Annotated in this window: 20 protein-coding genes and 1 pseudogene; 13 read left to right on the top strand and 8 right to left on the bottom strand. The window is 71.0% G+C overall.

The window, feature by feature from the left end:
* Nucleotides 1–12 precede the first annotated feature (12 nt).
* The 4 genes from K3N28_RS03770 to map all read left to right on the top strand — a co-directional run bounded on the left by K3N28_RS03770 (nt 13) and on the right by map (nt 4,592).
* On the top strand, nt 13–1,272 hold the full coding sequence (locus K3N28_RS03770) for an RIP metalloprotease (RefSeq protein WP_374209690.1): 1,260 nt from the start codon (nt 13–15) through the stop codon (nt 1,270–1,272).
* Nucleotides 1,273–1,300: 28 nt separating this feature from the next.
* Nucleotides 1,301–2,482: a flavodoxin-dependent (E)-4-hydroxy-3-methylbut-2-enyl-diphosphate synthase gene (gene ispG, locus K3N28_RS03765; protein ID WP_228091134.1), complete on the top strand. Its 1,182-nt coding sequence runs from the start codon at nt 1,301–1,303 to the stop codon at nt 2,480–2,482.
* A gap of 232 nt (nt 2,483–2,714) precedes the next feature.
* The gene (locus K3N28_RS03760; RefSeq protein ID WP_228091133.1) at nt 2,715–3,257 is read left to right on the top strand and encodes a hypothetical protein; all 543 of its coding nucleotides are present in this window, start codon (nt 2,715–2,717) and stop codon (nt 3,255–3,257) included.
* A 438-nt stretch (nt 3,258–3,695) separates the two neighbouring features.
* Entirely contained in the window at nt 3,696–4,592 is an 897-nt protein-coding gene (map, locus tag K3N28_RS03755; protein ID WP_228091132.1) for a type I methionyl aminopeptidase, read from the top strand.
* A gap of 144 nt (nt 4,593–4,736) precedes the next feature.
* Here the strand turns inward: map and K3N28_RS03750 are convergent, their stop codons facing one another.
* From K3N28_RS03750 to K3N28_RS03730, 5 genes and pseudogenes are all read right to left on the bottom strand, one after another.
* On the bottom strand, nt 4,737–7,571 hold the full coding sequence (locus tag K3N28_RS03750) for an ABC transporter permease (protein WP_228091131.1): 2,835 nt from the start codon (nt 7,569–7,571) through the stop codon (nt 4,737–4,739).
* 10 nt (nt 7,572–7,581) lie between these two features.
* A pseudogene (locus K3N28_RS03745) lies at nt 7,582–8,295 on the bottom strand (ABC transporter ATP-binding protein); the annotation flags it as partial.
* A 19-nt stretch (nt 8,296–8,314) separates the two neighbouring features.
* Nucleotides 8,315–8,926 (bottom strand): PadR family transcriptional regulator, encoded by a 612-nt coding sequence (locus tag K3N28_RS03740; RefSeq protein WP_228091130.1) that lies wholly within the window; start codon nt 8,924–8,926, stop codon nt 8,315–8,317.
* A gap of 144 nt (nt 8,927–9,070) precedes the next feature.
* Nucleotides 9,071–9,484, bottom strand: a complete 414-nt coding sequence (locus K3N28_RS03735; protein WP_228091129.1) for a DUF4439 domain-containing protein — start codon at nt 9,482–9,484, stop codon at nt 9,071–9,073.
* Nucleotides 9,481–9,876: a hypothetical protein gene (locus K3N28_RS03730; protein WP_228091128.1), complete on the bottom strand. Its 396-nt coding sequence runs from the start codon at nt 9,874–9,876 to the stop codon at nt 9,481–9,483. The genes K3N28_RS03735 and K3N28_RS03730 overlap by 4 nt, the downstream gene beginning before the upstream one ends.
* An 81-nt stretch (nt 9,877–9,957) precedes the next feature.
* On the opposite strand from K3N28_RS03730, the gene rimP reads away from it, so the two are divergent.
* The 5 genes from rimP to K3N28_RS03700 all read left to right on the top strand — a co-directional run bounded on the left by rimP (nt 9,958) and on the right by K3N28_RS03700 (nt 16,322).
* Nucleotides 9,958–10,434, top strand: coding sequence for a ribosome maturation factor RimP (gene rimP, locus K3N28_RS03725; RefSeq protein ID WP_228091127.1), 477 nt, complete (start codon nt 9,958–9,960; stop codon nt 10,432–10,434).
* A gap of 74 nt (nt 10,435–10,508) precedes the next feature.
* A complete protein-coding gene (gene nusA / locus K3N28_RS03720) occupies nt 10,509–11,543 on the top strand; it encodes a transcription termination factor NusA (RefSeq protein ID WP_228091126.1) in 1,035 nt (344 codons plus the stop codon).
* Entirely contained in the window at nt 11,473–11,892 is a 420-nt protein-coding gene (locus K3N28_RS03715) for a YlxR family protein (RefSeq protein ID WP_308062104.1), read from the top strand. Before nusA ends, K3N28_RS03715 begins: the two co-directional genes overlap by 71 nt.
* Before the next feature lie 80 nt (nt 11,893–11,972).
* Nucleotides 11,973–14,888, top strand: a complete 2,916-nt coding sequence (gene infB, locus K3N28_RS23240; protein ID WP_255640252.1) for a translation initiation factor IF-2 — start codon at nt 11,973–11,975, stop codon at nt 14,886–14,888.
* The gene (locus K3N28_RS03700; protein WP_228091124.1) at nt 14,889–16,322 is read left to right on the top strand and encodes a class I SAM-dependent methyltransferase; all 1,434 of its coding nucleotides are present in this window, start codon (nt 14,889–14,891) and stop codon (nt 16,320–16,322) included.
* Here the strand turns inward: K3N28_RS03700 and K3N28_RS03695 are convergent.
* The 3 genes from K3N28_RS03695 to K3N28_RS03685 all read right to left on the bottom strand — a co-directional run bounded on the left by K3N28_RS03695 (nt 16,319) and on the right by K3N28_RS03685 (nt 18,905).
* On the bottom strand, nt 16,319–16,966 hold the full coding sequence (locus tag K3N28_RS03695) for a response regulator transcription factor (protein WP_228091123.1): 648 nt from the start codon (nt 16,964–16,966) through the stop codon (nt 16,319–16,321). The two genes, K3N28_RS03700 and K3N28_RS03695, sit on opposite strands and share 4 nt — an antisense overlap.
* 59 nt (nt 16,967–17,025) lie before the next feature.
* Nucleotides 17,026–18,288: a sensor histidine kinase gene (locus tag K3N28_RS03690; RefSeq protein ID WP_228091122.1), complete on the bottom strand. Its 1,263-nt coding sequence runs from the start codon at nt 18,286–18,288 to the stop codon at nt 17,026–17,028.
* Nucleotides 18,289–18,374: 86 nt separating this feature from the next.
* Nucleotides 18,375–18,905: a DUF6069 family protein gene (locus K3N28_RS03685; protein ID WP_228091121.1), complete on the bottom strand. Its 531-nt coding sequence runs from the start codon at nt 18,903–18,905 to the stop codon at nt 18,375–18,377.
* 172 nt (nt 18,906–19,077) lie between these two features.
* Between K3N28_RS03685 and K3N28_RS03680 the strand changes: the two genes are divergently transcribed.
* The 4 genes from K3N28_RS03680 to truB all read left to right on the top strand — a co-directional run bounded on the left by K3N28_RS03680 (nt 19,078) and on the right by truB (nt 22,455).
* Nucleotides 19,078–19,374 carry a DUF503 domain-containing protein gene (locus tag K3N28_RS03680; RefSeq protein WP_228091120.1) on the top strand — a complete coding sequence of 99 codons (297 nt, stop codon included), beginning with the start codon at nt 19,078–19,080 and terminating at the stop codon, nt 19,372–19,374.
* A gap of 174 nt (nt 19,375–19,548) precedes the next feature.
* A complete protein-coding gene (gene rbfA, locus K3N28_RS03675) occupies nt 19,549–19,998 on the top strand; it encodes a 30S ribosome-binding factor RbfA (RefSeq protein WP_228091119.1) in 450 nt (149 codons plus the stop codon).
* Complete coding sequence (locus tag K3N28_RS03670) at nt 19,995–21,320, top strand: MATE family efflux transporter (protein ID WP_228091118.1); 1,326 nt, start codon at nt 19,995–19,997, stop codon at nt 21,318–21,320. Before rbfA ends, K3N28_RS03670 begins: the two co-directional genes overlap by 4 nt.
* A gap of 226 nt (nt 21,321–21,546) precedes the next feature.
* Nucleotides 21,547–22,455, top strand: a complete 909-nt coding sequence (gene truB, locus K3N28_RS03665; RefSeq protein WP_228091117.1) for a tRNA pseudouridine(55) synthase TruB — start codon at nt 21,547–21,549, stop codon at nt 22,453–22,455.
* Nucleotides 22,456–22,538: the final 83 nt, after the last annotated feature.

Below are 22,538 nucleotides of genomic sequence, written 5' to 3'. Positions count from 1 at the left end.
GACCGAAACTTGCTGGCCTATACCACCGGGATCATCCTGTTCGCGCTGGCGATCCTCATCTCCGTGAGCCTCCACGAGTTCGGCCACATGCTCACCGCGAAGGCCTTCGGCATGAAGGTGACCCGGTACTTCGTGGGCTTCGGCCCGACCCTGTGGTCGTTCCGCAAGGGCGAAACCGAATACGGCCTCAAGGGCATCCCGCTCGGCGGCTTCGTCAAGATCACCGGCATGACCCCCCTCGAAGAGGAGGAGGAGCCGATCGAGGAGCGCGACCAGAAGCGGGTCTTCTGGCGCAAGCCCCTGTGGCAGCGCACCGTCGTGCTCGCCGCCGGCTCGGTCACCCACTTCATCCTCGGTTTCGTCGCCCTGTGGATCCTCGTCTCCTTCGTCGGCGTCGTCGCCAACCCGGCCTACGCCGACCAGGTCGCCGAGTCACAGGAGACCGCGCGGGTCTCGGTCGCCGAATGCGTCGTCGCCGCCGAGGGCGGCACTGCGGAGGACTGCCCCGAAGGCCAGGTCCAGGGCCCCGCTCAGGCGGCCGGGATCGCCGACGGCGACGCGATCACCGCCGTCGGCGACGACGAGGTCACCGACTGGGACTCGCTCATCGCGACGGTCTCCGAGCTGACCCCCGGCGAGCCGGTCGCCGTCACCGTCGCGAGCGGCGGCACCGAGCGCACCGTCGAGGTGACCCCTTACGCCGCCGAGGCCGAGACCGAGGGCGGCGACGTCGAGACCGTCGCCCGTCTCGGCGTCTTCGTCTACACCGATCCCGCCGTCAGCCCCACCGTGGCCGTCGGCCCGCTGGACGGCGTCGGCGAGACCTTCGCCGTCACCGGCGACATGTTCAAGGAGACCTTCATCGCCCTCGGCAAGCTGCCCTCGAAGATCCCGCCCCTGTGGGACGCGATCATGGGCGGCGAGCGCGGTGACGACACCCCCGTGAGCGTCGTCGGCGCCTCGCGACTGGGCGGCGAGATGGTCCAGTACGAGCAGTGGGCGATGTTCTTCATGCTGCTGGTCGTCCTGAACTACTTCATCGGCATCTTCAACCTGCTGCCGCTCCTGCCCATGGACGGCGGGCACATCGCCATCGCCTGGTACGAGCGGGCGCGCTCGTGGGTCGCGGCCAGACGCGGTCGGCCGGACCCGGGGCGTGTCGACTACCTCAAGCTGATGCCGCTCACCTACGCTGTCATCGTCCTCCTGGGCGGCTTCATGCTGCTGACAATCACCGCCGACATCGTCAACCCGATCACTATCTTCAACTAACCCGCGAATCAAGGTGGAAACTAGCCGCATGAGCGCAGTGAACCTCGGTATCCCCACCAAGCGCCACGACTACGAGATCGAACCGCTCGCCCCGCGCCGCCAGACCCGGCAGCTGAACGTGGGCGGCGTGCTCGTGGGCGGAGGCGCCCCCGTCAGCGTCCAGTCGATGACCACGACCCGCACCTCTGACATCGGCGCGACGCTCCAGCAGATCGCCGAGCTCACCGCCACCGGCTGCCAGATCGTCCGCGTCGCGTGTCCGACGCAGGACGACGCCGACGCGCTCAAGGTGATCGCGAAGCAGTCGCAGATCCCGGTCATCGCGGACATCCACTTCCAGCCGAAGTACGTCTTCGCGGCCATCGACGCCGGGTGCGCCGCCGTGCGCGTGAACCCCGGCAACATCAAGCAGTTCGACGACCGCGTGGGGGAGATCGCCAAGGCGGCCAAGGACACCGGGACGCCGATCCGCATCGGCGTCAACGCCGGGTCGCTCGACAAGCGCCTCATGCAGAAGTACGGCAGGGCCACGCCCGAGGCGCTGGTCGAGTCGGCGCTGTGGGAGGCCTCGCTGTTCGAGGAGCACGACTTCCGCGACATCAAGATCTCGGTCAAGCACAACGACCCGGTGGTCATGATCAAGGCCTACCGGCTGCTGTCGCAGCAGTGCGACTACCCGCTGCACCTGGGCGTCACCGAGGCCGGGCCCGCCTTCCAGGGCACGATCAAGTCCGCGGCGGCGTTCGGCGCGCTGCTCGCCGAGGGCATCGGCGACACGATCCGCGTCTCGCTCTCGGCCCCCCCGGTCGAGGAGGTCAAGGTCGGCAACCAGATCCTGGAGTCGCTGGGCCTCAGGGAGCGCGGCCTGGAGATCGTCTCGTGTCCGTCGTGCGGCCGCGCCCAGGTGGACGTGTACACGCTCGCCGAGCAGGTCACCGCCGGTCTCGAAGGCCTGCCCGTGCCGCTGCGCGTGGCGGTCATGGGCTGCGTCGTCAACGGCCCCGGGGAGGCCCGCGAAGCGGACCTCGGCGTCGCCAGCGGCAACGGCAAGGGGCAGATCTTCGTCAAGGGCGAGGTCATCCGCACCGTGCCGGAGTCGCAGATCGTCGAGACCCTCATCGAGGAGGCCCTGAAACTGGCCGAGGCGATGGGCGCCGAACTCCCCGAGGAGCTCAAAGGGCTCACCGGACCGGTCGTACAGGTCCACTGATCTGTCGGATCGGCGACTCATGAACGCGGCGGGCTTCCCTAGGCTGGAGCCCGGCAGCAGTTCAGGGCGTCACCGATCGACCAGGAATCCGACATAGTGACCAAGTTGTGCAATATCGCACACGAGGGACTCAGGGGATTCCGCCTGGCCGCCGTTCGGGGCCCCGCATAATGACTTGCGTGCGTGGAAGGCGCGGACCAGTCATCTGCACCCGCGGAAGGGGAGCACCGGCATGGGGAAGATCGAACGACAGATATCCGAGGGCGTCACCAAGTACTACTGGTACCCCGGCGAGAAGGCCGACTGGATCAGGGGCGCGCTCACGATCCTGGGCGGCGGTCTGCTCTTCGCCCTGATCTACGTCGTCACCAAGAACAGCCTCATCGCGGCGGTGATCGCCGGGACCGCCGTGCAGGCCGTCGTCGGCGCCTATCTCGGCCGCCGGGACGCCGCGGGGCTCTCGGAGTTCCACGACCCGGCCGCCGAGCGCCGCGAGGCCGTCATCGACGGCACCCGCGCCGCCTGGCGCGGCACGCTGCAGGGCCTGCTGTGCGCCGGTTCGGCCATCCTCGTGCTCAACGTGCCGCACCAGGGGTTCCTCGCCGACTGGGTGCTGCCGTTCGTGCCCTCGATCGTCGGCGCGCTCGCCCACTCCGGCGGCATGCTCTGGGAGCGGCTCGCCCAGGAGGTCACCGCCGACCAGGCGTCGGCCGCGGCCGCCGCGGCCGCCGAAGCCGACGCCGAGGCGCCCACGAAGGCGCTCGAAGCCGCCTAGACGCCGTCGCATCGCCAGATCCGCAGCGCCTTGGAAGGCCTGCGGGAGAGGGAACTGGTGAGCCGACGCGGGGCGACTGCACGCCGCCTGGGTTGGACAGGCGGGGCGCTCGACCGCGGGAGGTGTCGTACACCGCCGACCCGTTTGGCGCCGGGAGGCGGAACTACCGCGGGAGCCGCGCCCCGCGTCGGCTCGGTAGGAGAGTCGGTGCGGGGTCCCGGCGGGGGCCGTCTCGGTGAATCTCGCGAACCCGGCCGGGGTTCGACACGGCGCGCCGGTGTCCCCAGAATGCTGCTTCCCGATCGGAAACGCAAGAGCTTTTCGCGGTGGTGGCGCCGCTTTTTCGGCGTCGTCTCGGTAACGGACCCGGTCCCGGTCCGCCGGCGACTCGCGGGCTTCGCCGGGACCGATCGCGCCCGCCCGGGCTAGGCTTGACCGATGAATTCCCGTCCCGCGCTGCGCCCAGGCAGGCAGAGCCCCCGCCGGAGCGTCCCCGAGTCCATCGAACGGCCCGAGTACGTCGGCAAGCCCGCGCCCTCCCCGTTCCACGGGTCCGAGGTCAAGGACGCCGAGACGATCGAGCGGATGCGCATCGCCGGCCGCATCGCCGCCGACGCTCTCGTGGAGGTCGGCAAGGCCGTCGCCCCCGGCGTCACCACGGACGAGCTCGACCGCATCGTCCACGAGTACCTGTGCGACCTCGGCGCCTATCCGTCGACCCTCGGGTACCGCGGCTATCCCAAGTCGTGCTGCACCTCGCTCAACGAGGTCATCTGCCACGGCATCCCCGACTCCACCGTGGTCCAGGACGGCGACATCGTCAATGTCGACATCACCGCGTTCATCGGCGGCGTGCACGGCGACTGCAACGCCACCTTCCTCGCCGGGGACGTGTCCCAGGAGGCCCGCGACCTGGTCGAGCGCACGTGGACGGCCACTTGGCGCGGCATCAAGGCCGTCAAGCCCGGCCGGCAGCTCAACGTGGTCGGCAAGGTCATCGAGGCCTACGCCTCCCGGTTCGACTACGGCGTGGTCCGCCAGTTCACCGGCCACGGCATCGGCACGGCCTTCCACTCGGGCCTCTACGTGCCGCACTACGACAACCCCGGCCTGGAAGTCGAGATCGAGGCGGGCATGACCTTCACGATCGAGCCGATGATCAACCTCGGCGTCGCCGACCACGAGATGTGGGAGGACGGCTGGACCGCCGTCACCCGCGACCGCAAGTGGTCCGCCCAGTTCGAGCACACCCTGCTCGTGACCGAGGACGGCTTCGAGATCCTCACGATGCCCTCCGGCGGCGTCCCGGCCGGCACGCCCGAAGGCAAGCTGTAGTGGCATCGGTCTCATAGTCTGAGGCGCGGCGGCGCCGGTCAGCGAGATGCCGATGTCTCCGAGGGGTTGAGCCGGCGCCGCCGCGGACGACGACGGAGCCCGCCGGCGCGAACGCGCCGGCGGGCTCCGTCCCGGCTCAGCGTGTCACGTCAGCCGCCGCTCGCTCGGCAGCTTCGCGCGGGTGAACACGAGCGCGCCGATCGCGGCGATGACCGGGACGGCCACCAGAATGATCCCGAAGTTCGCCCACGGCAGCTCCCAGCCGTAGAGGGTCTCGAACGGGTACTGATTCATCATGGGCCGGTTGAGCGCCTCGCGGATCAGGGCGTACCCGATCACGCCGGCTATCGTGCCGAGCACGGCGCCGAACACCGCGATCATGATCGTCTGCCACATCGCGAACCGCTTGCGCAGACCCGGCGCCGCGCCGACCGCGCCGAGCGTGGTCATGTCCCGCCGCTGCTCGGCGATGATGAGCCCCGTCGACACCGCCGTCGACCCGAGCGTGATGAGCGCGCAGAGCGCGGCCACGGCCAGCATGATGTAGAACGTGGTGAGGTCGTTGTAGTCGGTCACGCGGAACTGCGACCACACCGTGCCGTCGGCCATATCCGTGTTCAAGGCGGCCGAAACGGCCTCGTCGACCGGGCCGTCGATCTCGGTGGAGGTCTCGACCAGGTACAAGTGGGACCACTTCGACTCGACCATGGCCAGCTGCTCCGCCGCCTCGGGGCTGAGGAAGACCCGGGCGAAACCCAGCAGGTGCTTGTCGACGGCCATGGCCGGCACCTCCACCTCATAGACCGTCGGCTCGGGCTCCGGGCCCGACTCGACGTACTCCGAGACCTCCTGCCGGAACACCACGGTGCCTTCGTCGGTGATCGCCCATGGATCCGAGACGAGGACGCCGCCGCCCTCCAAGACCGCCACGGCGGCGTCGAGCTCGTCGCCCTCGAGCTCCGTATAGGTCGCCACGATCTTCGGATCGGTGCTGGTGGGAACCTCGTAGAAGCCGTACCCGTAGGACTGCGCCGTCTCGTCGCAGCGGGGATCGTCCCTGGCCTCGGCCACGGCCGCCTCGACCGCCTCGTCGGTCGTGAGCTCGGCGTCCCAGTACGAGCACATGTTGGCGTCGGGCCTGGTCAGCTGCATGGAGCAGTAGAGGTCGGCATCGGGTTCGAAGTCCGCCTCCCTCCCGCACACGTCGCCGACGTCGCTGATCGGCACGCGGACCAACTCCAGGTCGTCCAGGTGCTGCCCGAGCCTCGTCTCGGCTTCGAGTTCCGCGGCGTCCCAGCGGACCTCCTCCTCCGGCTCATCGGTCTCGGGATCCCAGTTCACCTGGCTGTGCAGGGTCAGCGCGGCGGTGCCCTGCGGCAGCAGGTGCTCGTACCGGCTCTCGGCGCGCACGTTGTCGGCGGCCACGGTCAGCGAGAGGGCCATGCCGCCCGCCACGACGCCGAGGACCGCGGCGATCGCCGGAGCGGCCGAACCGCGGTTGCGTCCGGCCTCCCGCAGCGCCATGCGCGGGGAGAGCGGCAGCCAGCGGCCGAGCTTCGCGGTGAGCGCGAGCAGCGCCGGAGTGCAGGCCACCAGTCCCAGTTGCAGCAGGACGATGGCGCCCGCCATGAGCGGCAGGTTCCAGATGGTGATGCCCGCGAACCCGGCGGCGACGCCGCCGCCGACCATGGCCAGGCCGACCACCAGCCACCGCTTCGAGCCCTTGCGGCCCGGGGTGCGCCCCATGAGTGCCGCGACCACGTTGATGCGCGAGGCGCTGACCGCGGCGGCGAGCGCCGAGAGCAGACCGGTGGCGATCGCGACCGCGACGAGCCCGGCTTGGAGCCACGGCAGGACCCGCAGGCCGGGGGTGCGGTGCCCGACGAGCTGTTCGAGCAGCGGCCGGCCGAGCGCGACCACGCCGATGCCCACGAGGACCGCGGTGAGGGCCGCGATGAGCCCGAACAGGATGCCGCCGGCCAGGACCGTGTGGCGGATCTGCGCGGGGGTCGCCCCGGTGGCGCTCATGAGCGCGAACTCGCGGGTGCGCCGCCGGGCGCTGATCGCGAACGCGGGACCCGCGAGCAGCACGACCTCCATGATCACGGTCACCACGATGAGGCCGAAGATCGTGAGCATGGCCGCGTCCATCGGGTCCTCGTAGGTCCCGCCGTCCGGGGAGGTGGGGGGTGTGTCGACCAGCAAGGTCGCCCACACGGACAGCCCGGCCTCGTTGAGCGCCAGCGCGTCCTCGTGGGTGAGCTCCTCGGGGGTGTCCACCAGCCACCCGCTCGAGCCGTCCGGGAAGAACGGGGCGATCGCGAAGCGCCCGTTGATATCCCAGGGGATCTCGACGATCCCGCTGACTTCGTGCTCTTCGGTGGCGGCGCCCTTCACCAGGGTGATCGTGTCGCCGACGCCGACCTCCAGGTGCGAGGCCGCGTCCTCGGAGAGGACCACCTCGTCGCGGACCGGGCTCGATCCTTCGAGGTATTCGAAGCCGGCGGCCTCGTAGGTCGGGTCGCTCAGGTCGTAGCCGAGCACGGCGAGATCGCCGAGCCCGTCCGGGGTCTCGACCTGCACCTGCTGGCCGGTGTCGTTCCAGGTGCTGTACGGGACGGCCCAGGAGCCCACCGGCAGTTCGGCGAGGAGCTCCGCATGGGTGATCCCCCGGGGCTCCTTGTCCTCGTCGTACTCCTCCAGCTCCCACCACGGGTACTCGCTGTCCCATGTGTACTGGGTGATCGGCTCCCCCGGGAAGGCCGGCTCGATGAAGGCGTCGTTCTCGCCGAGGTACTGGACCGCGGTCTCCTCCGGCGACAGCGACGCGGTGTCGTAGGCGCTCGCGCCGATGGCGACGCCGAGCAGCGGCAGTCCCAGGAGGGCGATCGACAGGACCGACCGTCCCTTGTAGCGCAGTGCTTCGCGCCGCGCGATCCTGAAGGCCAGGCGCTGGCCGGCCATCATCCTCGATCCCATCTAACGACCCCGCCCCTTCGAGCAGGGTCTCGGCGCCGCCCAGCGGGGCGGAGGCGTCGACGATGCGGCCGTCGCGCAGGAACACCACGCGGTCGGCCCAGCCGGCGTGCCTGGCGTCGTGGGTGACCAGCAGGCCGGCGGCGCCCGCGTCGCAGCGGCGGCGCAGCAGCTTGAGCACCTCCTCTCCGGTGGTCGAGTCGAGCGCGCCGGTCGGCTCGTCGGCGAGCACGAGCCGGCGCTCGCCGATGAGGGCCCGGGCGATGGCGACGCGCTGCGCCTGACCGCCGGAGATCTCGTCGGGGAACCGGTCCGCCTGCTTGACGTCCAGGCCGACCTCTTCGAGCGCGGCGAGCGCCAGCTTGCGGGCCTTGCCCGCGCTGAGGCCGTCGAGTTCGAGCGGCAGGGCCGCGTTCTCGGCCGCCGTCAGGCTCGGCACCAGGTTGTAGTCCTGGAACACGTAGCCGACGCTGCGCCGCCGCAGCGCCGCGAGCTGCTTCTTGTTCAGCGAGGCGAGGACGATGCCCTCGACCAGGACCTCGCCGGACGTCGGGGCGTCGAGCCCGCCGGCGAGGTTGAGCAGGGTGGACTTGCCGGAGCCGGAGGGGCCCATGATGGCCACGAGTTCTCCGGCGGCGATCGTGAGATCGGCCTCGATCAGGGCGTGGACGGCGTTCTCGCCGGTGCCGTGGACACGGCTCACGCCTTTGAGGTGCAGGACGGTCATGGGGGTACCGCGTTTTCTCTCAGTGGGTTTCGGACTGGTCGAGCTCGGGACTCATGCGCACCGGAGCGGCGGGGTCGGCGCCGTCGCCGTGCACATGGGGGAACCGGGAGGGGGCGGGGCGTTCGGAGCGGGCCACGACGGCCTCGGTGTGGTCGAGCCAGCGGACCTCGGCCTCGGCGCGGAAGATCATCGACTCGAGCACGAGCCGCCAGGCCAGCTCGGGGCGGTCTTCGGCGGCCTTGAGGCGGGTGTACTCCTGGAGCAGGCGCAGGGTCGCGTGGCGTTGGCGCTGGATGACGTCGGCGACGTCGACGCCCGGGGTGGTCACGGCCAGGGCGAGCTTGATGGTGAGCTCGTCCCGGGGGCGGTCCGCGGCCTCGACGGGGGAGGCGAACCAGCTCGCGAGGTGGCGGCGGCCGGTCTCGGTGATCCGGTAGGGGCGCTGCCCGGACTCGTTCTCGGGCAGCGCCTCCACGAGCTCGTCGCGTTCGAGCCGGTTGAGGGTGGTGTACACCTGACCGATGTTGAGCGGCCAGGTGTTGCCCGTGGCGCTCTCGAAGGCGGCTCGCAACTGGTAACCGTAGGCGGGTCCCCGTTCGAGCAGCGCCAGGAGGCTGTGCTTGACACTCATGTGCAAACCTCGTATCGCTATGAACTGCTGAGCGCAGTACTGATCTCCTCGCCTTGAAGAGATACCGAGTATGGCATAACTGGTATGCAACTCGTGGATACAGGGTATGCCTCCGCGTCCACTCCCCGGCGGCCGCGTCGGTGTCTACGCCGGGCGGCCCGGCCAGGGGTCGGCGACCGGGCGGCCGATCGCGAGCCTCCACCGCGCGAGCGACACCGCCGAGTCGGCGTACATCCGCAGGCAGATCTCCCGCTCGTTCGGGTCGGTCGCGGCCACGCCCGCCCGCCAGGCGGCGGTCACCTGCTGTTCCACGGTGAGCAGGAGTTCCTGCGCGCCCGCGGCGTCCTGGATCGGCTCGATGTCGTAGCCCGGTGCGGCGGGGGCCGCTTCGCGCCCGTGCTCGTCGTAGAAGTCCAGCAGCGCGTCGCGGCGCGAACGGTGCTCGGACTCGAGGGCTTCGGCCATCGCGCGGGGGTCGCCGTCGAGGTGGACGGCCGCCGCGCCGTAGGCGTAGATCGCCGCGTACTCGGCCGCCAGGCCGGTGTCGACCGCCGTCATGCGAGCACCGCCGCATGGGCGGCTCGGGCGGCCGCGATCTCGCCGAGGAGCACGGCGTAGTCCGAGTCGGTGGCGAGGCAGGCGTCGGCGGCCTCGCGGCTGCCGGCCGCCTCGGCCTCGGCGAGGGCGGCGACGTCCGCGGGGGCCTCGGTCGCCTCCTCGCCGATCGAGGCGGGTCGCAGCAGCCGCTCCAACGTGGCCGCGTGGGTCAGGTGGTCTTCGGCGATGTCGCTGAAACCGAGGGCCTCGGCCCCCTGGGCCAGTGAGCGCGCGGTGCGAAGCGCTGCGGTGAGGTCCGCGTCGGAGGTGATGATCTTCGCCGGCTCCCGGGTGCACCCGGCGGCCGCGAGAACGGCCGCCCCCACCAGGAGTCCGCGTCGGGTCGTGAACACCCACCCAGTTTCCCAGGCTGCCTTTCCTTTCTGTCTTCGGGCGGTTAATCTCGGCGAAATAGCCGATAAGAAGGAGAGCGCATGGGTGCGGAGCGGCGAGCCGCTGAGCTTCAGACGACGGTGGAGGCGATCCTGACCCCGGCGGTCGCCGCGGCGGGATACGACCTGGAGGGGCTCCAGGTCACCAAGGCCGGCCGGCGGATGCTCGTCCGCGTCCTCGTCGACAAGGACGGCGGGATCAGCCTGGACGACGTGGCCGTCGTCTCCAAGGCCTGCTCGAAGGCGCTGGACGAGGCCGACTCCACGGGCGGGCCCTTCGCGGAGGCCGCATATACCCTGGAAGTGTCCTCGCCGGGCGTGGACCGTCCGCTGACCGAGCCCCGGCACTGGCGGCGTAATATTGGGCGCTTGGTAGCCGTGCACATCGGGGAGGAGCCCGTCATCGGGCGCGTCACGGCCACCAGCGAGCGGGGGATCGAACTAGAAGCCGACGGCGTGCGCCGCTCGGCTACCTATGCCGAGCTGGGGCCCGGCAAGGTGCAGATCGAGCTGAGATGAGCGTCTGCTCGAAGACGTGGCTCGCACGCCTTGAACGGCCGCGGTGAGGACAACTCAAGACTTAAGGAGAACGGGTGCATATCGACCTGGCCGCGCTGCGGTCGCTGGAACGCGAGCGCGACATCCCTTTCGAGACCATCCTCGGCGCTATCGAATCGGCGCTGCTGACCGCCTATAAGCACACCCCCGGGGCCGATGAGCGCGCGCGCGTGGTGGTGAACCGCGACAGCGGGATCGCCAATGTCTTGGTGCCAGTGTTGAACGAAGAGGGCGAGGTCGTCTCCGAGCGCGACGACACCCCCGAGGGCTTCGGCCGCATCGCGGCCCAGACCGCGAAGCAGGTCATCCTGCAGCGGCTGCGCGAGGCCGCGGACGAGGTGAACTACGGCGAGTACTCCGGCAAGGAGGGCGACATCGTCACCGGTGTCGTCCAGGCGCACGGGGAGCGCAACGAGCGCGGCATCGTCACCGTGGACCTCGGCAAGATCGAGGCCACGCTGCCGCTCAACGAGCAGGTGCCCGGCGAGAACTACGAGCACGGCAAGCGGCTGCGCGCGATCGTCATCCAGGTGAACCGCACCGCCCGCGGCCCGCAGATCACGCTGTCGCGCACCCACCCCGCATTGGTCAAGAAGCTCTTCGCGTTCGAGGTCCCCGAGATCGACGAGGGCGCGGTGGAGATCCCCGCGATCGCGCGTGAGGCCGGTCACCGTTCCAAGATCGCGGTGCGCGCCACAACGAAGGACGTCAACGCCAAGGGCGCGTGCATCGGCCCGATGGGCTCGCGCGTGCGCGCGGTCATGAGCGAGCTGGGCGGCGAGAAGATCGACATCGTCGACTGGGACGCCGACCCCGCCCGCTTCGTCGCGAACGCCCTGTCCCCGGCGAAGACCCTGTCGGTGCGGGTGGTCGACGAGGCGACCCGCTCCACTGAGGTGGTCGTCCCGGACTACCAGTTGTCGCTGGCGATCGGCCGCGAAGGCCAGAACGCGCGGCTCGCCGCGCGCCTCACCGGCTGGCGCATCGACATCAAGTCGGATGCGCATGTGTCGGGCGGTACGAAGGAGGAGACCGGCCCGGCCGGTGGCGGTCGACGGTCTGGGAGGTAGACTGAACATCGGATCGCAACGTGACGCTGCGGTAGTCCGCACCTGTGTGGGATGCCGCAGACGCGCATCGGCCTCCGAGCTGCTGCGCGTCGTCGTTCAACGCTCTGAGGGTTCCCAGAACCGCCTGGTTCCGGACCCGCAGCGCCGCCTCAGCGGCCGCGGAGCCCATGTGCACCACGACCTGAACTGCCTTGAACAGGCAGTTCGTAAGCGTGCGTTCGCTCGGGCCCTCAGAATCGAGGGACCGGCAGACGTCGCCGCGGTGCGAACCCATGTCGAGTCGGAGTCGGCCGAGAGGCCGGCTCCCGCACACGAAGCAGGTAGAGACCGAATGAAGACCACGCGATGAAGTTCTTCGAATGAACACGTTGCTAGTCGGTAGATAAGGTCGGCGGGCGCTGCCCGTACGACCTCGAATTGAGGAGTGCAGTGGCAGCAAAGCCCCGCGTACATGAACTTGCCAAGGAACTGGGCACGACGAGCAAAGAACTGCTCGCGAAGCTCGGGGACATGGGGGAGTTCGTGAAGTCAGCGTCGAGCACGGTCGAAGCGCCGGTGGCGCGTCGGCTGCGGCAGGAGTACGACGCCGCACAGGGCGCCCCGGCAGCGTCGGCCGGGAACAACGAGTCCCCGACGCCCGAGCCCGCGAAGGCGGCGGCCCCCAAGGGTCCGCGCCCGGCGGCACCGAGCCCGTCCAAGATCATGCAGGCCAAGGTCGACGCCAAGTCCGAGGCGAAGGCCGAAGCCGAGGCCAAGAAGGCCAAGAAGGCCGCCCCGAAGCCGGGTGCGGCCGCTCCCGCGGCCCCGAAGCCGGGCCCCAAGGCCCCGGCCGCGCCGCAGCCCGCCGAGGCGAAGCCGGCGTCCGCCCGCGACATCGAAGTGGCCGCGGAGCAGAAGCGCGCCGAGGAGCTGCTCAAGCGTCAGCAGGAGCAGGCCGAGGCCGCCAAGCGCGCCGCGGCCGCGCCGAAGCCCGGCCCCAAGCCCGCTCCGGCCGCCCGTCCGGGCGCGCCGAAGCCCGGCCCCAAGAACCCGTTCGGCGTCGCCGGCGGCGCCGGCTCCAAAGCGCGTCCGGCCCCCGCTGAAGGCGGCGGCGAGCGCCCGGGCGGTCCCCGCCCGAGCCCGCGCATGATGCCTCCGCGTCCGAACCCGGGCATGATGCCCGGTCGTCCGGCCGGCGGCGGTCGTGACGGCGGCGGCGCCCGCGGCGCCCGCGGCGGCGGTCGCGGCGGCCCCGGTGGCGGCGCAGGTCGTCCCGGTGGCGGCGGCGGTCGTCCCGGCGGCGGTGGCGGCAACTACCGCGGCACGTTCGGCGGCTCCGGCGGCGGCGCCCCCGGCGCCGGGGGTTCCGGTCCTTCGACCGGCACGCCCACGCCCTACCGCGGCGGCGGCGGTCGCGCAGGCGGCGGCAAGGCCCGCGGCGGCGGTGCGGCCGGCGCGTTCGGTCGCGGCGGCCCCCGAGGCAAGAGCCGCAAGTCGCGTCGTCAGCGGCGCCAGGAGTTCGACAACCTCGCCGCGCCGAGGATGCAGTCGGGCGCTCCCCGAGGCAACGGCGAGACCATCCGCCTGCCCCGCGGCGCGTCGCTCTCGGACTTCGCCGACAAGATCGGCACCCTGCCGGGCACGCTCGTCCAAGAGCTGTTCGGCCTGGGCGAGATGGTGACCGCGACGCAGTCGGTGCCCGAGGAGACCTTCGAGCTGCTCGGCGCCCACCTCGACTGGGACATCAAGATCGTGTCCCCCGAAGAGGAGGACCGCGAGCTGCTCGCGCAGTTCGGCATCGACCTCGACGAGGAGAACAAGGACGACTTCGTCTCGCGTCCTCCCGTCGTCACGGTCATGGGCCACGTCGACCACGGTAAGACGAAGCTGCTGGACGCCATCCGGCACACCAACGTCGTCGCCGGCGAAGCGGGCGGCATCACCCAGCACATCGGCGCCTACCAGGTGCACGTCGAGCACGAGGGCGAAGACCGCGCGATCACCTTCATCGACACCCCGGGCCACGAGGCGTTCACCGCCATGCGTGCCCGAGGCGCGAACGTCACGGACATCGTGGTGCTCGTGGTCGCGGCCGACGACGGCGTCATGCCGCAGACCGTGGAGGCCCTCAACCACGCCAGCGCCGCCGGCGCCCCGGTCGTGGTCGCGGTCAACAAGGTCGACCTCCCGGACGCCAACCCGGACAAGGTCCGCCAGCAGCTGACCGAGTACGGCCTGGTCGCCGAGGAGTACGGCGGGCAGACCATGTTCGTCGACGTGGCCGCCAAGCCGCGCATCGGCATCGCGGAACTGCTCGAAGCGGTGCTGCTGACCGCCGACGCCTCGCTCGAACTCGAGGCCTCGGAGACCGGCAACGCGCAGGGCATCGCGATCGAGGCGCACCTCGACAAGGGCCGCGGCCCGGTCGCGAGCGTCCTGGTCCAGAAGGGCACGCTGCGCGTCGGGGACTCGATCGTCGCCGGCGGGGCCCACGGCCGCGTCCGGGCGATGCTCGACGCCGACGGCAACCGCGTCACCGAGGCGACCCCGTCGTTCCCGGTGCAGGTGCAGGGCCTCGCGTCCGTCCCGATGGCGGGGGACGTGTTCCTCGCCGCCGACGACGACCGCACGGTCCGCCAGATCGCCGAGCAGCGGCAGGCTCGCCGCCGCGCGGCGCAGCACGCGGCCCGCGCCTCGCGCACCACGCTCGAGAACCTCATGGACAAGATCGCCGAGGGCGAGCGCACCACGCTCTCGCTCATCATCAAGGGCGACGGCGCCGGTTCGGTCGAGGCGCTCGAAGAGGCCTTGGTCGCACTGGAGATCCCCGAGGAAGTCCAGCTGCGGGTCATCCACCGCGGCGTCGGTCCGGTCACCGAGAACGACGTCAACCTGGCCGCGGCCGGCGACGGCGAGTCGGCGACGATCATCGCCTTCAACGTCCGGGCCGAGGGTCGCGTCCGCGACATGGCCGACCGCGAAGGGGTGGACGTCCGGTACTACACGGTCATCTACCAGGCGATCGAAGAGATCGAGACCGCGCTCAAGGGGATGCTCAAGCCCGAGTACGAGGAAGTGGCGCTCGGCTCCGCCGAGATCCGCGAGGTGTTCCGCTCCTCGAAGTTCGGCAACATCGCCGGTGCGCTCGTCACGAGCGGCGTCATCAAGCGCAACGCGAAGGTCCGCCTCATGCGGGACGGCTCCGTCGTCCACGAGACGACCATCGCCACGCTGCGCCGGTTCAAGGACGACGCCACCGAGGTCCGCGAGGGCTTCGAGTGCGGTTTCACCTTGAAGAACTACAACAACATCGAAGAGGGCGACATCATCGAAGCCTTCGAGATGCGCGAGAAGCCGCGCGACTAAGTGCGGTTCCTCCCGACCGAAGCCGCGGCGCGGCTCGGCGAGGCCCGAGAGGGCTTCAGCCGGGCCGCGCTGTCGGCCGTCTACGGTCCGGCGGCCGTGCACGCGGCCGACCGCGGCGACTACCGGTCCCTCCTCGCCCGATGCGGTGACGACCGGCTCGGGGTGTGGACCCGCCTGTTCGTGATCGGCGTCCCGGTGGGACGCGACGCGGCCGCGGCGGCCTTCGCGCCCCTCGGCATCGAGGAGGCCCTGGGCTGCGGGCTGCTCGAACCCGTCGGCGACGAGGTCGCGGCCGGGTGGGGCGCCCAGTTCGAGGGCGACCGGATCCTGTTCTCGGACCAGCTCCCGAACACCACGGGCGGTCGGCACCGGGAGCACGTGCTCGGCGTCGGCGGCGCCTCCAAGCTCCTCTTGGACCTCGCGCTGCACGACGGCGCAGCGACCGCGCTCGACATCGGCACCGGCTGCGGCGTGCAGGCCCTGGCGCTGCCGGCCGCGTCGGTCACCGCCACGGACCTGAGCGAGCGGGCCCTCGCGTTCGCCGCCTTGAACGCCGACGTCAACGGCGTCGACCTCGAACTGCTGCAGGGCGACCTGCTGGAGCCCGTGGCCGGCCGGCGTTTCGACCTGGTCGTCGCGAACCCGCCGTTCGTGGTCGCGGCCCCGGGGAGCGGCTGGACCTACCGGGACGGCGGCCGCGAGGCCGACGGCATCGCGGCCGAACTCGCCGCCGCCTCGACGAGTCTCCTGAACCCGGGCGGCACGATGCAGTTCCTCGCGAACTGGCTGCACGTCGCGGGCCGGGACTGGAGCGAGCGGGTCGCCGCCTGGTTCCCCGAGACCGAAGCGCGGGTCTGGGCAGTGGAGCGCGAAGTGCTCGACCCGCTCGACTACGTGCGCACGTGGCAGCGGGACTCGGGTGAGAGCCACGACGCCGAGCAGGCGGCGCGGTGGCTCGACTGGTTCGAGGCCAACGGCGTCGAAGGCGTCGGCTTCGGCTTCATCGTCATCCGGAGGATCGACGGCCCGACCGAGATCGTCTGCGAGGCCGTCCGGCACGCGGTCGAGACGCCGTGGCGCGACCGCGTGGGGGACTGGTTCGCGATGCGCGAGCGCGACCTCGAACCGGAGACGCTCTGGCAGGCGAAGCTGACCGTGGCCGCGGGGGTGGCGCTCCAGCAGGTCGCCGCCCCGAGCGCGGAAGGCTGGGACGTCGACCGTCAATGGCTCCAGCAGGCGAACGGCATGCGGTACGCCGAGGAGGTCGACCCGCTCATCGTGGGATTCCTCGGCGGCTGCAACGGACAGGCGGAGGTCCGCCTGCAGGTCCGGCTCCTCGCCGACGGCTACGGGGCGGAGCCGGCCATGCTGTACGCCCAGCTCTACCCCGTGATCCGCCGCCTCATCGAACGAGGCTTCCTCACGCTCGCCTAGGAGCGGAGGTAGGCCAGCACCGCTTTGACACGGCGGTGGTGGTCGCCGTCCTCGCTGCTCAACGTCAGCTTGGTGAAGATGTTGCGGATGTGCTTCTCCACCGCCCCGTCGGAGATGAAGAGCTTCTTGCCGATCGCCTTGTTCGAGTGGCCCTCGGCCATGAGGCCGAGCACCTCCTTCTCGCGCGGGGTCAGGGTCGCCACCGGGTCGTTCCTCCTGCGGCGCACCATGAGCTGGGAGACCACCTCGGGGTCGAAGACCGTGCCGCCGCCCGCGACCCGCTTCAGCGAGTCCATGAAGTCGTCCACGTCGATCACGCGGTCCTTGAGGAGGTAGCCGACGGCGCCCCGCGCATCCGCCAGCAGGTCGTCCGCATAGGACACCTCAACGTACTGGCTCAGGATCAACACGGGCGCGCCCGGGACGAGTTCCCGGGCGCGAGTCGCGGCTCGGAGTCCTTCGTCGGTGAAGGACGGCGGCATCCGCACGTCCACCACCGACACGTCGGGCCGGTGCTCGGCGACGGCCTCCACGAGGGCGTCCCCGTCGCCGACCTCGGCGACCACTTCGCAGCCGAACTCCTCCAGAAGCCGGACCAGCCCCGAGCGGATGAGCACCGCGTCATCGGCGACCACTACCCGCACCGGTCACCTCACCCGAACGGCGAGGCGCGGGCCTCGTCCCGAACAGGGCTCAACGCTGGTCATGTGCACGGAACCTCCACGACGATCACGGTCGGACCGCCGTCGGGGGAGTCGATGGTCCATTGCCCCTCGACGGCTTTGACCCGGTCGGCGAGGCCCGAGAGCCCGTGTCCCTTCGAGACGTGCGCGCCCCCGACCCCGTTGTCGCCGACCGAGAGCACCAGCCTATCCCCCCAGTCCTCGACCGCCACCGTCGCTTTGGTCGCCTGCGAGTGCTTGGCGATGTTGGTGAGGCACTCCGCGGTCACGAAGTACACCGTGCTCTCCACCGACGCCCGGTAGCGGCCATCGAGGTTCGTCTCCAACTCCACGGGCACGAGCGAGCGCGCCGCGAGGGCCGCCAGCGCCGCGTCGAGGCCGCGGTCGGTGAGGATCGGCGGGGCGATGCCCCTGGAGAGGGACCGGAGCTCGTCGATCGTCTCGCGGGTCTGGGCGATCGCCGCCTCCAGCGTCTCCTGCGCCGCTTCGGGATTCGTCGCCAGCTGGCGCTTGACCCGCGACAGCTCCATCCCGAGGCCCACCAGGCGCTGCTGCGGGCCGTCGTGGATGTCACGCTCGATGCGGCGCAACGCGTCCGCTTCGGCGGAGGTCGCGGCGTCGCGGGACTCCTCGAGCTGGTCGATCCGCTCGTGCAGGCCGCTGATGGACGTGAGCATGCCCTTGCCGACGAACGCCTGGGCGAGCGCCATGCCGCGGAGGACCGGGACGAGCGTCAGCGCCATGATCACGCCGCCGGTCACCGCGACGACCGATCGGGCCAGGTACGAGTCGCCCCACCCGAGCCACCTCGTGGCGTACTCGAGCCCGTCGGTGCCGTCGCTGGTGGCGAGTTCGATGATCCACATGTAGCCCGGGTACAGCAGCGCCCCGAGGGTCGCCGCCCACCAGGCGACGGCGATCGCGAAGCCCGCCACGGCGATCGGCAGGACGGCGACGGCCCACAGCACGTTGAGCCAGGACTGCCCGTCGGTGAGGATCGTCAGGAAGCGGCGCAGCCCCGAGGCCTCCGCGGGCGCCCGCTTGTACCGGGGGCGGGGGAGTTCGCGGCGCAGGACCGCCGGGAGCATCGCCCGTCCGGCCGCGGACATGCCGCGCATCGCGAAGAGGGTGGCCGCGGCGATCGGCACGCCGATCCAGATGACGGCGGTGCCGACGCCGAGCGCCGTGCCGACGACGCCGATGATGAAGGAGGGCAGGGCAATGAACAGCATCGACAGGAGATAACCGGTGTCGACGCCCAATTGCCGCAGGGTTTTTCGCATACGTCAACACTAGAAAGGCCGGGTCGTCGCCACGACCCGGCCGTCCTGTGTCTTCAGGGTAGGGACAGCCCTACCTCGGCGTCGGCCTACGCCACGCCGGCCCCCGGAGCGCGCGGATCGCGCGTGGCGATCCCCGCGACGGAATTGAGCAGGCTGAGAATGCAGATGCCGATGACCAGGTTGATCGCGGCCGTCGCGATCTGCGATTCCAGCTCGGCGACGACGGTGAACGGGATGAGCACGCCCACGGCGATCAGCAGGAGCATGATCCAGGTGAAGAAGCTCATCGGCCGCGGCATGAGCAGCAGCAGGAGGTGCACGACGCCGGTGGCGAGGATCGCCACCGCGAACGCGCCGAACGCGTAGGTCGTGGTGGACGCGTCGCCGTAGGCGCCCGCGTCCGACGGCGAGAGGATATGGATCCCGAGAACTCCGCGCACCAGGAGGATCCCCACGAGCGCGACGAGCGCCGCGACCACGGCGGTCCCGAATCCGCCCGCCCACAGCTTTCCCGCCGCGACCGACGGACGCTCCCCGGACCGCGGCTCGGCCGCCGCCGGGTACCGCCTCGTCGGCTCCTGGTAGTTCCCGTCCCACCCGCCTTGCGGTGTCGACATGGTTCCTCCGTCTCCTCGGCGGTCCTCGCGCGCCGAGGGGGCGCGCGAGCTCGCGCTGGGCACGTCTGACCGGCCCAAGGTGACAGTACCCGTGACGGAGGTCGCGAAACCGGTGTTTTCCGGCGGACGCAAAGATATTGGGGATGTCGGCGGCGACGCGTAATCTAGAGCGGTGTTCACCGGATGCGCCGAATTCGACCTGCTCCTGCCCTCGGACGTCCGCTCGCTGAAGGCCAAGCGCTCCTATGTGCGCCCGATCGTCGCCTCGCTGCGGAAGTACGAGGTCGCGGTGGCCGAGGTCGGCGACCAGGAGGTCCACGGCCGCACCACCGTCGGCGTCGCCGCCGTGGCCGGCGACCATCGGCACGTGCAGGAGATCCTGGACGCCTGCGAGCACCATGTCGCGGGACGTCCCGAAGTGGAGCTCCTCAGCGCCAGACGGCGCGTCTTCGGCCCCGAAGACGAATAGCCCGGGCGACGGGCGGTTGTCTCGATCGGGAGCGGCGCGCCCTCGCGGTGCGCGGCGGCAGGGCCTCGGCGCGCTCACGAGCCGTGGACGAGCCGGTCTCGGCGACGCTCGCGAGCCGTAGATTAGTGAGGCGCACCGTTCAGAGGTGCGCATGAAGCGGAAGGCAGGAGTGCGATGGCAGATGCGTCCAAGCGAGCCCAGGTGGCCAAGCGGGTCATGGAGCTGACCGCCCAGGCGGTGCGCAAGCTCAAGGACCCCCGGGTCGGCATGGTCACCATCACCGACGCTCGCATGACCCCCGACCTGCGCGAAGCCACGGTCTTCTACACCGTCCTCGGCGACGACGAGCAGGTGAAGGCCTCCGCGGCCGGACTGGAGCACGCCACCGGCCATCTGCGCACCACCGTGGGCCGCGCCCTCGGGATGCGGCACACGCCGTCACTGCAGTTCGTCGCCGACACCGTCCCCGACCAGGCCCACCGGATCGAGGAACTCCTCGCCAAGGCCGCCGCGGCCGACGCCGAGGTCCACAAGATCGCCGAAGGCGCCGCGTACGCCGGCGACCCCAACCCGTACGTGGTGGACGAGGACGACGAGGAGACGGCGGAAGAGCCTCCTCGGTGACCTCGGGCACGACGGCTCCCGCGCCGCAGCCCGCCTCCTACCGCCGCATCGCCGCCCTGGCGATCCCGGCGCTGGTGGTCCTCGCCGCGGAGCCGATCTACCTGCTCATCGACACGGCCGTCGTCGGCCACCTCGGCGCGGTTCCGCTCGCGGGCCTCGCCCTCGGCGGCGTCATCATGGGTCTCGCGCCGCTCATCGGCGCGGTGCTCGCCTACGGCACCACGGCCCGGGCCGCTCGGCGCTTCGGCGCGGGCGACCGGGCCGGGGCGGTCGCCGAAGGCGTTCAGGGCACATGGATCGCGCTGGCCGCCGGCCTGGCGATGGTCGTGGCGTTCCAGTTCCTCGCGGGTCCGGTCGCCGGGCTCATGGGCGACGATCCGGCGGTGGAGTCCGCGGCCGCCGAATGGCTGCGCGTCGCCGTCCTCGGCGCGCCGTTCCTGCTCGTGGCCGGGGCCGGGCAGGGCTGGATGCGCGCGGTGCAGGACACCAAGCGGCCCATGTGGTTCGTGAGCGCCTCGTTCCTGTTCTCCGCGATCCTCGCCCCGATCCTGGTGTACCCGGTCGGGCTCGGCCTCGTCGGCTCCGCGTGGGCCAACGCCGTCGCGCAGGCCATCTCCGGCGTCCTGTTCCTGCTCGCGCTGCGGCGCGAACGCGTCCCGCTGCGCCTCGACTGGACGCTCATGTCCAAGCAGCTCGTCGCCAACGGCGACCTCATCATCCGCGGCATCGCGTTCCAGGTCAGCTCGTTCTCGGCGGCGGCCGTGGCCGCGCGGGTCGGAACCGCCGCGCTCGGCGCCCACCAGATCGGTATGCAGCTGTGGTTCTTCGCGGCGCTCGCCCTCGACGCGGTGGCGATCGCCGGGCAGGCGCTCATCGGCGCCGACCTCGGCGCGGGGCGGCCCGAAGCGGCGCGGGCCTCGGCCAGGCGCCTCACGGTCGTCGGCTTCGGCTACGGCACCGTCTTCCTCCTCGCGGTGCTCGCGCTCCTGCCGGTCCTGCCCGACCTGTTCACCTCCGAGGCCGCGGTGCACGAGCAGCTCGGCCGCGTCTGGCCGTGGCTGGTGCTCCTCCTGCCGGTGGCGGGCGTGGTGTTCGCGCTCGACGGCGTGCTCATCGGCGCGGGCGACCTGCGCTTCATGCGGAACATGACCGTGGTCTCGATCGCGAGCGGGCTGCCGTTCACGTGGCTCACCCTCGTCTTCGGCTGGGGCCTCACCGGCATCTGGGGCGGCATCGCGGTGTACATGCTCGTGCGCCTCGGGCTCCTCCTCTGGCGGCTGCGCTCCGGGGCCTGGGCCGTCACCGGCGCCGAGCGCGGCTGAACATTCTCATCTCACTATGTGAATTCGGCGCGGAAAGACGCCTGAACCTTCGTTAAGGTGTCGAGGATGAACACTGATTCATCGACTCGACGGAAGCGCCGTACCCGTCCCGATAGTTGGGACCAGGAGAAGGCGGAGGCCCTGCGCGCCCTTCAGGAATCACTCGACCGGCACCAGTAGGCACCGCCGTGCCACGGCGCAGGACGGCCGGTTAGCCTCTACGACCGTGACCACAGCGCCGCCGCCGAAACCGGGCCTCATCGTCGTCGACAAGCCGCAGGGCATCACCTCTCACGGGGTGGTCGCCCGGATGCGCCGCATCTGCGGCACCCGCAAGGTGGGCCACGGCGGCACGCTCGACCCGATGGCCACGGGCGTGCTCATCGTCGCCGTCGGCAAGGCCACCAAACTGCTGACCTACGTGTCGGGGCTGGACAAGTCCTACGCCGCGACCATCCGGATCGGGCAGTCGACGGTCACCGACGACGCCGAGGGCGAGGTGACGGCGAGCGCCGATGCCGCAGGGGTGCCCGACGAGGCGATCCGCGAGGGCCTCGCCGCGATGACCGGTGCGATCGACCAGGTGCCGAGCGCGGTGAGCGCCGTGAAGGTCGACGGGCAGCGTGCTTACAAGCGGGTGCGCGACGGCGAGACGGTCGAGTTGCGGGCTCGGCGGGTCACCATCGCCGCCATCGAAATCGAGGCGATCCGCCGTGAAGGCCCGTTCGTGGACGTGGACGTCGACGTCTCCTGCTCCTCGGGCACCTACATCCGCGCCATCGCGCGCGACCTCGGGAACGCGCTCGGTGTCGGCGGGCACCTGACCGCGTTGCGGCGCACCAGAATCGGCGGCTTCGGCCTCGACGCCGCGGCGACGCTGGAGACGCTCGCGGAGCGGTCCGAGGCGGGCGAGCCGCTGGGCGCGCTGACCATGGGCGAGGCCGCTGCACGGCTCATGCCGGTGCGCACGGCCACCGAGGCCGAGGCGAAGGCGCTGTCCTACGGCAAACCCCTTGCGGCGGCCGGGATCGCCGGCCGCTACGCGGTGCTCAATGAGGACGGCGACCTGCTCGCGGTCATGACCGAGAACGGCGAGCAGGCGAAACCGGAAACGGTCTTCGCCGCCGCGTCGTAACCGGCGACGGGCTCGGTTGCGGGACGGCGACGCGGCCGGACGGACCCCTCGGGCGCCACGGAAACCCGGCGCCCGATCCCGAA

Origin of the sequence: Glycomyces sp. TRM65418, assembly GCF_019710475.1 — a bacterium.
Taxonomy (GTDB): Bacteria; Actinomycetota; Actinomycetes; order Mycobacteriales; family Micromonosporaceae; genus Glycomyces.
The sequence above is the reverse complement of the archived record's forward strand: the minus strand, read 5'-3'. Positions and strand labels throughout refer to the sequence as shown.

Coding starts and splice junctions, on each gene's coding strand:
- ispG (WP_228091134.1), top strand. CDS start 1,301: ATGAGCGCAGTGAACCTCGGTATCCCCACCAAGCGCCACGACTACGAG.
- K3N28_RS03760 (WP_228091133.1), top strand. CDS start 2,715: ATGGGGAAGATCGAACGACAGATATCCGAGGGCGTCACCAAGTACTAC.
- map (WP_228091132.1), top strand. CDS start 3,696: ATGAATTCCCGTCCCGCGCTGCGCCCAGGCAGGCAGAGCCCCCGCCGG.
- K3N28_RS03750 (WP_228091131.1), bottom strand. CDS start 7,571: ATGGGATCGAGGATGATGGCCGGCCAGCGCCTGGCCTTCAGGATCGCG.
- K3N28_RS03740 (WP_228091130.1), bottom strand. CDS start 8,926: ATGAGTGTCAAGCACAGCCTCCTGGCGCTGCTCGAACGGGGACCCGCC.
- K3N28_RS03735 (WP_228091129.1), bottom strand. CDS start 9,484: ATGACGGCGGTCGACACCGGCCTGGCGGCCGAGTACGCGGCGATCTAC.
- rimP (WP_228091127.1), top strand. CDS start 9,958: ATGGGTGCGGAGCGGCGAGCCGCTGAGCTTCAGACGACGGTGGAGGCG.
- K3N28_RS03715 (WP_308062104.1), top strand. CDS start 11,473: ATGCGCATGTGTCGGGCGGTACGAAGGAGGAGACCGGCCCGGCCGGTG.
- K3N28_RS03690 (WP_228091122.1), bottom strand. CDS start 18,288: ATGCGAAAAACCCTGCGGCAATTGGGCGTCGACACCGGTTATCTCCTG.
- K3N28_RS03685 (WP_228091121.1), bottom strand. CDS start 18,905: ATGTCGACACCGCAAGGCGGGTGGGACGGGAACTACCAGGAGCCGACG.
- rbfA (WP_228091119.1), top strand. CDS start 19,549: ATGGCAGATGCGTCCAAGCGAGCCCAGGTGGCCAAGCGGGTCATGGAG.